The organism is Aristophania sp. ESL1142 (assembly GCF_058107345.1).
Genome location: NZ_JBYLUH010000001.1, coordinates 24,840 through 37,736 on the forward strand (window position 1 = coordinate 24,840; position 12,897 = coordinate 37,736).

Annotated in this window: 11 protein-coding genes; 3 read left to right on the forward strand and 8 right to left on the reverse strand. The window is 45.6% G+C overall.

The window, feature by feature from the left end; all coding sequences use genetic code 11:
* Nucleotides 1-2: 2 nt before the first annotated feature.
* From cas7e to cas3, 4 genes are all read right to left on the reverse strand, one after another.
* A complete protein-coding gene (gene cas7e, locus AC3B6P_RS00110) occupies nt 3-1,091 on the reverse strand; it encodes a type I-E CRISPR-associated protein Cas7/Cse4/CasC (RefSeq protein ID WP_489804137.1) in 1,089 nt (362 codons plus the stop codon).
* Between the two features lie 64 nt (nt 1,092-1,155).
* The gene (gene casB, locus AC3B6P_RS00115) at nt 1,156-1,707 is read right to left on the reverse strand and encodes a type I-E CRISPR-associated protein Cse2/CasB (protein ID WP_489804138.1); all 552 of its coding nucleotides are present in this window, start codon (nt 1,705-1,707) and stop codon (nt 1,156-1,158) included.
* Between the two features lie 21 nt (nt 1,708-1,728).
* Nucleotides 1,729-3,378, reverse strand: coding sequence for a type I-E CRISPR-associated protein Cse1/CasA (casA, locus tag AC3B6P_RS00120; RefSeq protein WP_489804139.1), 1,650 nt, complete (start codon nt 3,376-3,378; stop codon nt 1,729-1,731).
* Between the two features lie 101 nt (nt 3,379-3,479).
* Entirely contained in the window at nt 3,480-6,188 is a 2,709-nt protein-coding gene (cas3, locus tag AC3B6P_RS00125; protein WP_489804140.1) for a CRISPR-associated helicase Cas3', read from the reverse strand.
* A gap of 259 nt (nt 6,189-6,447) precedes the next feature.
* On the opposite strand from cas3, the gene AC3B6P_RS00130 reads away from it, so the two are divergent.
* Nucleotides 6,448-7,428 carry an aldo/keto reductase gene (locus tag AC3B6P_RS00130; RefSeq protein ID WP_489804141.1) on the forward strand — a complete coding sequence of 327 codons (981 nt, stop codon included), beginning with the start codon at nt 6,448-6,450 and terminating at the stop codon, nt 7,426-7,428.
* Between the two features lie 112 nt (nt 7,429-7,540).
* On the opposite strand, the gene AC3B6P_RS00135 is transcribed toward AC3B6P_RS00130, so the two are convergent.
* On the reverse strand, nt 7,541-8,158 hold the full coding sequence (locus AC3B6P_RS00135; RefSeq protein ID WP_489804142.1) for a glutathione S-transferase family protein: 618 nt from the start codon (nt 8,156-8,158) through the stop codon (nt 7,541-7,543).
* Between the two features lie 217 nt (nt 8,159-8,375).
* Here AC3B6P_RS00135 and AC3B6P_RS00140 point away from each other — a divergent pair, with 217 nt between their 5' ends.
* Nucleotides 8,376-9,287 (forward strand): DUF2272 domain-containing protein, encoded by a 912-nt coding sequence (locus AC3B6P_RS00140; protein ID WP_489804143.1) that lies wholly within the window; start codon nt 8,376-8,378, stop codon nt 9,285-9,287.
* A gap of 2 nt (nt 9,288-9,289) precedes the next feature.
* On the opposite strand, the gene AC3B6P_RS00145 is transcribed toward AC3B6P_RS00140, so the two are convergent.
* Complete coding sequence (locus AC3B6P_RS00145; RefSeq protein ID WP_489804144.1) at nt 9,290-9,694, reverse strand: rhodanese-like domain-containing protein; 405 nt, start codon at nt 9,692-9,694, stop codon at nt 9,290-9,292.
* A 128-nt stretch (nt 9,695-9,822) separates the two neighbouring features.
* Between AC3B6P_RS00145 and AC3B6P_RS00150 the strand changes: the two genes are divergently transcribed.
* The gene (locus tag AC3B6P_RS00150; protein ID WP_489805500.1) at nt 9,823-10,800 is read left to right on the forward strand and encodes a cysteine synthase A; all 978 of its coding nucleotides are present in this window, start codon (nt 9,823-9,825) and stop codon (nt 10,798-10,800) included.
* 104 nt (nt 10,801-10,904) lie between these two features.
* Here the strand turns inward: AC3B6P_RS00150 and AC3B6P_RS00155 are convergent, their stop codons facing one another.
* Together AC3B6P_RS00155 and AC3B6P_RS00160 are read right to left on the reverse strand one after the other, a co-directional pair.
* On the reverse strand, nt 10,905-11,204 hold the full coding sequence (locus AC3B6P_RS00155) for a TM2 domain-containing protein (protein ID WP_489805501.1): 300 nt from the start codon (nt 11,202-11,204) through the stop codon (nt 10,905-10,907).
* Nucleotides 11,205-11,521: 317 nt separating this feature from the next.
* Nucleotides 11,522-12,778, reverse strand: a complete 1,257-nt coding sequence (locus AC3B6P_RS00160) for an RsmB/NOP family class I SAM-dependent RNA methyltransferase (RefSeq protein ID WP_489804145.1) — start codon at nt 12,776-12,778, stop codon at nt 11,522-11,524.
* Nucleotides 12,779-12,897 lie beyond the last annotated feature (119 nt).

Sequence of the window (12,897 nt, forward strand, 5' to 3'; positions counted from 1 at the left end):
CTTTATAACTGACAGAATTCTATAAGTTTTTCCAGACTGTGCCCGTCAGATTTTCCCAAAGCAACTTCATAGCTTTCATGACCGGAAGAAACGCCGTAAACAGCGTCTAAATCATCCCTAAAACTTGCAAGAGCTTTTATTGAACTCTGCATCAAATCCTGACCTGTTACAGGTTTGGCAAAAGCCCCTGCAAGTGTGCGCGGTTGGTCATCCCCCTTCTCTGCCAACATATATCCGGCACGAGCATGCGCAGCAAAACTATTCTGTTTTCCTGAAGGGGTTACTTTCGCTGCTGCCTCTATCAAAGCCGCCAAAGCAATATTTATGAGTTTCTCATCAGCTTTAGGGCCAAGATTTTGTTTAAACAGGTCAAGATTAATGCAGAAATAGAGGTAAAATACACCAGACCCAAAACCTGCTTCACTAATAAAACTGGCACCACTATCCGTTTCTGCCGTTTTAAGGTCATCAATCGCAGTGTAATAATCATCTTCGACAATAACACGATGTGTTGTAATCGCATGGGCAACCTGTGCTGCTGCCTCGCGATTTTTTGCAGGACTATTGGCCAGCATTCGACCAAATAAAGCAATATCCACTGCCGTATCAGCTTCGGACAACAAAAGAGATTCCGCTTCCTTTGTGGGTTTCCTTTTTCCATTTTCCTTTTTCATTAATGTAAATTTTTCTCCCGCAGCCATTCTCTCTGCCAAAGAAAAAGTTTTGTTACGTTCATCAGGCGATATAAAAACCATCTGCTCTGTAAGAAGGACGCCGTCCTTTTCTTTGATCTTTCCAAATACCTCTGTAATCTTGCCAGCAATATCAGTCGCGGTTTTTTCATTCACATCTTTACTGCAGAGATGTTTAAAAATTTCCTCAGCCAATCGCTGCGTTCTCTGCCCCATATGCCCATCAAAAGCTTTTTTAAACTGTGGGGATGTCCTCCATGCCCTTTTCAAAGCCTGAGATGAAATGCGCAGACGAGGAAAACCTCCTACAGTCGCCGTCTTCGGCGCTCCTGTATCATCGCGATTAACATTTGAAGGAGGATAAAAAGTCAGAAAATGTAACTGAAGAAAACGGCTCATGAAAAGAATTCCTTATGTGAAATTTACGCTGATAATTAACTTTCAGACAATGAAGAGTGTGTTTTCACCCTTCTCCAGACGCCCCTATATTCCAATAATCATAAACCCATCTGACCCGGCGCCTCTTTGAGCGTTCTTCCTGCCCAAAAAAAATCGGCCAATCCATAAGGGATTCTGCCAGATCGCTCACATTCGCCGTACAACCCATCAAAGCGACCAGCCTACGGAAAGCCACCTGACATTCTTCAACATCTTCCTTTGCCAATAAGCGCCTGAAACGGGCAGTCTTGCACTTGGCTGAAGATTCATCATCTTGCGTGCTAGGGCCTATAGTACGCGCATTCGAAATTTCCCCTGCGTCATACCGAACGTGGGAAAGTACAGACGCAACAAGGCCAATCCGCATTAAATCATTATCATTATCGATCTTGCAACGTCGGGCGAGCGCCACGGCTGCCGGCTCTGTCAAAGTATTGTCTATGGATCTGCAGCGCCGCAATCGCGCCAAAGACGCACGGTCTGACAATCTTTGCTTATAAGTGTCATCTGGTTGCATTTTCTGCCACCAATCCTTGATAACCTCTATACGCCAATTTTTATCAGGCTTACTGGACATGTTATTCCTGCCTCATATGATTTATGAACGAATATTGACCGGAAGACCAAGGCATTCTGCCAGTTTCTTGCCTTCTTTTTTCCCTCTGCAACTGACCATCGCCCCAAGACGCCTCCTAGCCAAAACAATTTTAGCCGCTCGTTCCAAATTCGTTTCAGATGTTAAGGGAACGATCGAGTCAAAAATTCCAAGGGCGGCTTTTTTTATGGAATCCAGCCAGCCCTTTGATCTTTCCTGACTTTCTTTTTCTGAAATAAACAGTCTGAAGAAGTCATTTTCAGTAAATTCAGTAAATCTTCGTTCAATTAGTTCATAAAATGTCGCGTCATATGAAGTATCTTTTTTATTAGGGGTCGCATCAGTAATTACATTTTTCAGGGTTTTGAGCACCATATTAGAGGCTTTAATGGCCCTGCCCGCCCAATCATCACATTGTTGCTGAAACGTCAGGTCACCCGCTCCAGGCAAAGGCATTTCACTTTCCAGAAAATTATGCACTTTCGCCTTATCCACAGCGTAGCCAGCTGCGAGAAGCCTTACATTCAGACTTTGCTTTGGCGATAAACCCGTACGAACAGCACGTTTATTACGCCAGACAGACACATTATCTGCCGGAAGACAGTTTCCATTTTCTCCCATAGCGACTAAACCTGCCCAGTGTTTGTAATGAACACCCTCAGGCTTTGGGTGACGAGCACGCCACTCTGATTCCGGTTTTTTCCAATATCGTGGCGTTAGAGGATGGATAACCATAACACCATCTCCCTCAGCCTCATATAGAGGTTCACCTATCCAACCTGTATAATCCATCCCATAAGGACGCTGTTTCCACCCTGTTACCCGAACTTCATTTCCACCTCGTGTAAAGCATAATCTTATACGCCTTGGCATACCCCACCAGCAATGTCGCTTATCAATGACTGGATCTTCTGGACCAACTTTCCGCCCCTGTTTCCCTGATATAATTGTCGGAGCCAACCAGGGAAATATTTTTGGCAAATCCTTTTCCTCAATCGCGCGACCACAGGGCGTATTCGCCCAAAGTCTGTCCCATAATGTCTCAGGCAATATTTTATCAGGGCGATCAGGATCCGGCCGACAGGGCAGAACCAGCGTCACCATAGGCCCTCCTCCCCTTATGCCCGTCATATTTCCTGCTCCTCCACTTGGAGCCCATGATTGAAGCGTATAAAGAGCCATTGCCGCGTCTGGTAAAGATAAGTCTTTCATACGTTCTCTATGAATAAAAAGGTCCTTATTCTCTTCGACTGTGCTCTCCCCCGGCGATTCAATTAAGAGCCGCTCAATCGGCTCTATAGAGGAATCAAGCTCCGAAAAATCCTGTAAAAAACACTTTTGGGGTCGATTAAGATAAAAAGCTTCACTCACGCGCCCAAACGCATCAGCCAGTTCTTTTACACTCGGCGGATGATCCCAGCATTTCTCCCATTCATCAGTCGTCGCTGGCGGAAAAGCCGTCGCCAGTAATCCGATCATAAATTCATGACAGGCTATTTGAAAATCTGGACGCGGCCAGTCAAACGAAATAACTGGATCAGAATCAATTTGTTCCACAATTTGCGCCGGCCTAATTCTTTGGCACAATCCCGAAAGACGACGGACAGGAAGCCAGGAATCATGGATGAGATTAAAATAGTCGGTGCCGTTCATAAAAAATCCAATAAAGTAAACAGATTATTTAAAACATGAATATCTCAAAAATAATATTATAACATTCTTCAATAAAATTTTACTAAAATCTTTACATTAAATTAACCATCCATAATTTCATCAATTTCTAGTCCAAATATTTCACTATATTTTATAGAGACTTTGCGGTCTTTTTTACCAATCCCTTCTGCATGCCAGTCTTTTTCTCCCGGTTCCATAACAAGTAACAGATAATTTTCTTCATCATCACGTTCCCACTTCGACCAGTCAGACCGCGCCTTCTTTACTGCCTCTTTCAAAGACGGTGGAACCATAATCTTTTCAAGACGATTTCGCCTGACAGCAATTTCAGATAAGGACCATGCTTTTCGCTTCTCTCTGAAAGATGAAAATGCTTCTCCTTTTTTTACGGCCCAAGGGAAAACACGCCCTTTTTTCTCATAAGCTAATCTGACCGTAACGTAACGGCTGGTTTCCAAACGCGTAGGTGTTTTTTCTTCTGGGGCCCAGAGAGCTTTCCCACGATCATAACCATTTTCAAAACGCATGACATTTTGCCTACCTTGCCGCGCTGCTGCCAGATTATCCCCTTCTTTATTGTTCGTGTCATATTCTAGAGCCGCAGGAACGGCACCGCTGGACATTCCGTCAGCAGCCTCCTCAATCAAAGGTCGCATATCATCGGGTAAAATAATTTTCCCCCGCCTGAACAATGCTCTCGCTGTCCGCCATAATAATGAAGGATCCCCATAAACTGCCGCTGTTCCAGGGAGAAAAGACTTAATCCACCGGGCATCCGGCTCAGCAACTGGGTCAGGCGACAAAATAAATAGCTCGGCCTTGTCAACCGGGCGTGACTCACGCTCATGACGCCGCAAACGCCCCGCTCTTTGTAAAATCAGATCCATTGGGGCTAAATCCGTGCATAATACGTCAAAATCCAAATCAAGGCTTTGCTCAATGACCTGAGAGGCAATCAATAAACCGGCACGTTCAACACCTTTGCTCTCTTTACCAAAATGCTCAATCACTTTCTTCTCAATATTCAATCGGTCAATCATCGCAAAACGTGCATGAAAGACTGTAACATCCTTTCCATTTTCAGAAAGCGCACGGGCCGTCGTAATAACATCATCAACTGTATTACGTATCCAGCAACATGCAGCCCCCTTTTGGAAACCATCCAGCAGGATCGTCTCCGCTTCTTGTGACGTGTTGAGGCGTGTCGCCTTTATTGTCCTAGCTAGCCCGCGACGTAATTCACACGGAATTTCTGCTTTGAAAGACGAACCTGCAATCGTAACGAGGGGATAAGCCTCATTTTCCAGATAAAGAGGCTGAGCTTCCCCTAAACCAATCCGAAACTCATTAACCAGCTTTTCTCTCATCGCTTTCGTCAAGGTCGCAGACAGCAAAATCGCTGATCCCCCTAAAGCGGCATGAAAACGTAATAAGGCATAAATTTCTTCATTCATATAAGAATCAAAGGCATGGCATTCATCAATAAGAAGGACCTTATGAGCAAGGCCGGCCTGTCGAATGGCTGTATGACGCACGGGCAATACAGATAACAAAGCCTGATCAATTGTCCCCACCCCCACCTGCGCCATAAGCGCCCGGCGGGATTCATTGCCTAACCATGCCGTGCAATAAAACTCAGCCGTATCATCAGAAATGGTAATATCTCTCTCTTCAGGCATAAGTGCTGCACAAAAATGTTCATATAAATCAGCTCGACCATGAGCTAGGGCTAAGGAAGGATGAAATTGCCCCGTAAAGAGCTTTTGATAGGCTTTACTAAGACGCTCATACATCGCATTGGCCGTCGCCATAGTAGGCAACCCGACAAACAACCCCGATGTTCCGTTATTCTGAGCCGTTTTTTCCATCAAACGATGTGCTACTGTCAAAGCAGCTTCTGTCTTACCACTTCCTGTCATATCTTCAATAATGACCAGAGCAGGCCCATCAGGCAAAGTCGTGCTCTCAAGCAAACTTTGCAGCGGGGAAGGTTCATCGATAAGCGGAAAAAGATTTTTGATCCCCTTAAACGCTGCAACAGATAATGTTGCCAGTCCCGCTTTTTCTACAGCCAGTTTTGCCTGTGGAACTGCAATTTTCTCAAAATAATCTCCGGGATTACAGAGCGTTTCTGGCGCTGCATAAGGGAACCATTCCTGACGTGATCCTACCCAATCAGCCTGAATGGTCAAAGCCGTGAGTTTCCACTCTATTTCCCTAATATGATCCAAAACAGATTTCGGAAAAGGAGGGGGTTGAAATACATCGAACAAGACAGCCGACAACTCTTCGGCACGTTTTAGCGTTTCCTGTTCAAGTATCCCTCTATATTGGTCCTCTATTGGCTTTCCATGATGACCAGCAATACCTCTTAAAATATCCTGTAACCGTTTCAAAATTCTGAATTTTTTTAGGCCCGCTTCACTGATAATATTTTCCAGAAGCGGTTCCATGACTTTCTTTTCACCATCAAACCACTCAGTCAGTATCTGTAATGTAACGACTGTATGATCTGCTGAAACAGTCGTCTCAGAAGACAAAAAAGAAGGACAACATTCAGGCACTTTCCCCTGAAAAGCAGGGGATAATTTACCAATATCATGCAACGCTACAAGGAAACCAACCAGACGGAGATCAAGACCGCATGTCTTCCCAAGGGGAAGTTCCATTGCGACAGCCGCAACATCAAGCATATGCGCCAGAAGTGGGTGCATAACAGAACCAGACTGTTCATCAGGACGTGCTTTTCCCCAGAACTGCACCAACTCCTTGATCGCGGCCTCAACCATTTAGCAGCCTTATATTCATTATGATCACAATATAAAAACTTCCGGGAAGCAAATGTCAAATTATGATGCGCATATATTTTACGAAAATCCGTTTATTTTTTATAATTAATGATATTGAATATAAAAATATGTATTCTGTAAAAACTCTTTCTCAATGAGCACTCCGTAAATAATTAATATTTTATTATCGGTATAACTGTTCATTCTTTCCTGTGAGATCCTATCTCACAGACTATAACTTCATGAAAGGTAAGAACTTATGAGTCAGAATAACGTCCATATTCCCGGCCTTGAGCACCCTGTCAGCCGTGTTGCTTTAGGCACCTGGGCTATTGGCGGCTGGATGTGGGGTGGACCAGATGATGATAATGCCGTGCGTACGATCCACAAAGCGCTGGATGAGGGTGTTACGCTCATTGATACAGCACCTGTTTACGGCTTTGGCCATTCTGAAGAAATCGTCGGACGTGCGTTGTCTGAAAAGCCTCATAAAGCCTATATTGCCACCAAACTCGGACTGAACTGGAAAGAGGAAAAAGTCTTTCGTGATTCCCGCCCTGCTCGAATCAGAAAAGAAGTTGAAGACTCCCTTCGGCGCTTAAAAGTCGAACGGATTGACCTTGAGCAAATCCATTGGCCTGACCCTAAAACATCTATTGATGAGTCAGCACGAGAACTTGAGAAACTTCACAAAGAGGGAAAGATCGGTGCATTAGGGGTCAGTAATTATTCCCCAGAGCAGATGGAAATTTTTCGTCAGGTTGCACCTCTTGCGACCATACAATCACCTTACAATATTTTTGAGCAGGATGCCGGCAAGGACATTCTCCCTTACGCCAAAAAACATAAAATGCTCATGCTGGCTTATGGCCCACTCTGCCGTGGCCTGCTTACAGGGAAAATGACTGAAGATAAGACGTTCCCGCACTCTGACCTCAGATCAAGCGACCCAAAATTTCAGAAAGCGCATTTCCCTCACTATCTGGCTGCTGTAGAAGAGATTAAAAAACTTGCAGCCAAACATGGAAAATCTCCCATGATCTTCGCCATACGCTGGGTCCTGGATCAAGGACCGACCATCGCCTTATGGGGTGCCCGCAAGCCAGAACAGATTGAAGGCATAAAAGACGTTTTTGGCTGGAACCTCAGTGAAGAAGACAAAAAAGAGGTTGACTCCATCCTCAGACGCCACACGCCTCATCCAATCGGCCCAGGCTTTATGGCACCACCTGCAAGGTAATTTCAAAACATTCCTACTATTGGGGGGAAACACTCCAAGGTCTTTCCCAAACCTGACTGTTTCCTCTCCCTAGATAGATCAGAACAATAACTTCAGATTACTCTCTACCCCATTATAAAGAGCCAAGACCTTCAGCCTTGAAAGCGGCGATAACACCTTCATCTTTTTGCATTTTTGCAAAAAAGCGACTGCTATTCTTATAGCCAGAAAGATCTAGCTTTACTCTTTTCGCCCAATTTAATGTCATGAATAAATAGGCATCTGCCGCGCTGCGGAAGCCTGCGATCCATTCATGCCCATCAAGCTGCCGGTCAATAATTTCATAAAGTGATAATAATCGCTTACGCCCCCCCTGATCCAGTGCCTCAATGATTTTCTGATCAGTGCTGATTCGTCCTCCTCCAAAAATCATCGCAAAAGCAGGATGAATATCGGAATTAACGAATGAAAGCCAACGCAAAGCTGTCGCCCTATTCTGTTTACTCCCGTCACCTAATAATTCAGATTCCGGGAACAGATCGGAAATATAATGCATAATGGCAACATTTTCGGTCAGGACAAATTGCCCATCAACCAATACAGGGATCTGTCCCATAGGATTTAATTTCAGAAATTCGGGGCTTTTCAGAGCTTTCTGATCCAGAATTTCAAAATCAAATTTACATCTGCTCCAGCATAAAACAATGTGACATGCCGTAGAGCAGGCTCCGGGTTTTGTGTATAATTTCATTATATTTCCCCCGTAACTTTCCAGATACTTTAATCTTAATTAAAAAAGTAATCAAAAGGAAGAAATATTCGTCAAGCAATTTCCCACGCATCAGGATCACATCACAGGGATTATCGCTTTTTTAATTCCATGCTATGATACCCTCAGTAGAGGTATAGCTTGCTTGCTCTGCTTCATCTGACAATAAGGTTTTTAAAAGTTTTCTGGAGTATGGAACATGGTCTCAATCTGTGCCATCAAGCCTGAAATCCTCGCCTGTACTGGCTTAATGTTGCTTCTTGCGGGGTGCGCTTCCTCCCATAAGTTACCTGCTAGTGGTCCTATGGGACAATATGCAGATGGCACGACGACAGGCTGGGGCTATAATACGCATGTACCTGATTTTGCCACACGTAATTTTACGCCTTTTAACCGTCAGGATGTTGCAGCAATTGCCCTGCGGGAATGGCGTCTTTTCGGGTCTCCCATTGCAGATGAAGACCCCCATGACCGCCCAGAACCCACCAGTCCTGCCATGAAGCCCGAACGTCTTCCAGGATTGTGGCAACGCGTTGGAGAATATTGGTGGATCGGTCAGGACCCTTATGAAACTGAATCACGCTGGACTGGCAGGACAGATGGTGATGGGACGCGTTTTTCCATGATCCATGATGGTAACTATGCGTGGTCTGCCGCCTTTATCTCATATGTCATGCGGATTGCAGGCGCCAATGACCGTTTTCCTTATTCCCCTAACCATGCCACTTATATCAATATTGCCGCCAGTGGACAGAATGCCGGGCTGTCAGCACGCAATCCTGCCGATTATGCCCCCCAGCTTGGTGACCTGATCTGCGTTGGAAGAGGAAGAAGCAGCACGCTTAATTTTGCCATGCTTCCGACATCTTATGGCTTCCCTGCTCATTGCGGCATCGTCGTATCAACCAACCAGAATGCAGAACCTTTCGGCCACGAAATCAGCATTGTCGGAGGCAATGTCGATGATAGCGTCTCACTGACTCACGTCCCGACTGATGCTCAGGGCCGCATCAGTGCAAGTGATGGTACAAGCTACGACACCCGATACCCCTGGCTTGTAGTCCTTGCCATTAATTATGATGCAGAACAGGAACCAGACAGCGGAATGTAAAATTATTCCGCTTTTGGCTTTTCAGACATAGGAATCAGAATAAAAGGCAGACCGCTTGCGCGCCATCCTGTACCGGGGCCATGTCTGTCTTCAAAACCATCCTGAACATTGAGAATGTCCTTATAGCCAAGCAGAAGAGCCACATCAGCAGCAAATGAAGAGCGCTGCCCGGAACGGCACATAAACATGACCGGAAGCTCTTTCTGGGGTACAGCTTTTAAAAGTGCTTGCCCAAAAGCATCTTCCTGGTCTGGCACCCATGTCAGGCGAAGCGCCTCACGACCCATTGATGAAATATCGGGAAATCCGACAGAGGCCCATTCAGAAGGGGTACGAACATCAATCAAAATGGCATTTTTATGGTCTTCTAAAAAATCCCATGCTTCTTTCGCCGTTAAATTTTTCATCTTTGTCCTCATGCGTTACAATCCTATAATTGTACTACGCTTTTCTATCAGGGGTATATCTCGCCATGAAAAATTCTTTTCAGACACAGTCTGTCTATAAAGTAGATCACGCAGCCCCCGCGGCTTCCATGCTTCAAGCCATTGGTAATACACCCTTGATTTTACTCCGTGAAGCATCAGAGCAAACAGGATGCGAGATTTACGCCAAGGCTGAGTTCATGAACCCCGGCGGTTCCGTTAAAGATCGTGCAGCACTCGCGATATTACAAGATGCCTTTGCTCGTGGGGTTCTGAACAAAGGAGGGACTGTTGTTGAAGGCACAGCCGGAAATACCGGGATCGGCCTTACCCTGGTGGCTCACGCCATGGGGTGTAAGGCGACGATCATCGTGCCAGAAACACAAAGCCGTGAAAAACTGGATTTTCTCCGCATGATTGGCGCTGACCTCAGGCTCGTTCCAGCTAAACCCTATAAAGACCCGGGTAATTATGTTCATGTTTCCCGGCGTCTGGCTGAAGAAACAGGCGCTTTCTGGGCGAATCAGTTTGATAATACTGCCAACCGTGAAGGTCACCGTCAGAGTACCGCACCGGAAATCTGGGCACAGATGGGCGGCCAAATTGACGCTTTTACATGTTCATGTGGCACAGGAGGAACACTGGCAGGAATTGCCCTTGGATTGCGTGACCTGGCAAAAAGAAACAACACCAAAGCCCCCGAGATCGTGCTGGCTGACCCAGAAGGCTCTGGTCTTTACGGGTGGGTGACAAAAAATGACCTCAGCATTGAAGGCTCCTCTATTACTGAAGGGATCGGCCAGTCCCGCATTACAGCCAATCTTGAAGGCAGTGCACCAGACCATGCTGAACGTATTAGCGACCCGGAAGCGCTTGAGCAGATTTTCTCTCTTACAATGAAGGAAGGACTATCTGTTGGCGGCTCTTCAGGCATTAATGTTGCTTCAGCCATTCGCACCGCCCGACGCCTGGGACCAGGTCATAGAATTGTAACGATTTTAAGTGATGGCGGTGCACGCTATCAGTCTAAAATTTTCAACCCAGCTTTTCTGAGAGAAAAAAATCTTCCAACACCCCCATGGATGTAAAATAAAATCAGAACAAAAAGGCCTGCTGACTTAAGCAGGCCCACTAAACTAGCAACATGGCAAAGCAAATAGATAACGATACTTATACGCTGAATGACTTACATTCAGCCATATTTGCGCGCAAAATCTTCATCAGACTGACAGAGGTATATAATCCCCTCAATAAAAGAAACAATACTCGGAATAAAAGTCCAGAAGAATAATATATATAATATCGCGATCCCTGGTCTTCCTAAATAAAATTTATGGATTCCAAATGAACCGAAAAATAACGCCAGAACCCCAGCCGTAATTCTTCTTCCTGAAGTTGTATTTCTGGATTTTTCAAATTGAACAGCACCACAAAAAGGGCATGCCTCTGCGGAGACATGTATTTCTTTTCCACAGCCTCTGCAAAAAACCATTGAACTCACAGCATTCTCCATATTTATTTTTATATATAACTACAATCAAGAATCATACTTGATTGTAGTATCTTTGAATATATCTACTTTAAGACTCAAGACAATTACAAAAATTATACAAAGGTAATAAATATATTCTTTATTTAATTATTAGGTATTATATCCATACAAAGAATTATCACTCACGCAATTTAAAATATCAATATCTATGTCTTTGGATTGCTACGAGGTTTTTAGAAAATTATCTTACTCTGAATATATGTAATCAGAAATAAAAACCTCATAGCATGACCATTACAAATTCCTTTAATTACTTTTTACGAACCTGCCTTAATCAGACGGGCTGCGAAAAACCCATCCATCCCACCCTTATCGGCCCACATACCGGGATGCGTGCGGTAATAACCTTCCCTGGTACGGGCTTCCGGTAGATCGGCCAGCTCTTCTTCACTGAAGGGCGAGAGTTTCCAACCCCCTTTCTGCAAGGCCGCTTCAATACGCTCTGGTCCTTCTTCATCCTGAAGTGAGCAGACAGCATAAAGCAGCATTCCCCCTTCCTTCAGCATTTCATACGCAGCCTCAATAAACTGATCCTGCCCCTCAGCCAATGCTTTTACATCACGGGGACGTTTCACCCATAAAACATCAGGATGTCGTCGTAACGTGCCTGTAGCAGAGCAAGGAGCATCAAGCAGTACGGCATCTAAAGGTTCTTTGGGCCGCCAGGTCAGGGCATCATTTACGATTAAACGCGCTTTCAGCCCCAAACGGTCGAGATTTTCCCGTAACCTTTTAGCGCGAGGTTCCTCGCGTTCCAGAGCTGTCACTTCAGCGCCCGCACAAATAAGCTGCGCCGTTTTGCCGCCTGGGGCCGCGCAGAGATCGGCAACCTTTATCCCTTTGAGAGACCCCATCAATTTGACAGGAAAGGATGCTGCAAAATCCTGCGCCCAGAATGTCCCTTCCTCAAAGCCCGGCAAGGCCATCATTTTTGTTCCAACAGGAAAACGTACTGTTCCTCCTGGCAAAATATCTCCCCCTTCAGGTGCAGGCGCTCCAGGACGAAGCGTTAAATCCAATGGCGCTTCCTGATAAAATCCTTTTGTAATAGCGCGTGCCCGGCGTCCCCACGCGCTCCAGAGCCATGATGGAACATCAAGTCGTTCCTGATCCAATCCCTCCTGCATGGCCACCCCTTCACGGGAAATACGCCGCAATATTGCATTTGCCAGACCAGAAAAGGGCGATAATTTACAACGATGCAATAGATCAACAATCGTGCCAACAGCCGCATGAGGGGGGGTCTCAAGGTGAATAAGCTGTGCAACCCCCAAAAGCAGCGCACAACGCACAGCCATTGGAGGTTCCTTGCGCAAGAGAGGGGCGATCATCTCATTCATGCTGCCCCAATGACGCAACGTCGTCGCAGCCAGACGGTGTGCCGCAGCACGATCACGACCATCCGCCACGATATTACGGTCCAGAGTCGTTTCAAGCATACGACGATGCTCCATAACGCCACGGACAATTTCCAGGGCCATATCCCTTACGGGATCTGCCTGGATCTGTGGCATGTTACGTTTCTTTCCTGGAGAAGAACGTCTGGAGGAGGATGGATGTGATGATGCATTTTCTTTCATAAATGACGAAATTGCATCTTGTGGTCTGAAGTGCAATGAGGTCATGCTCATCA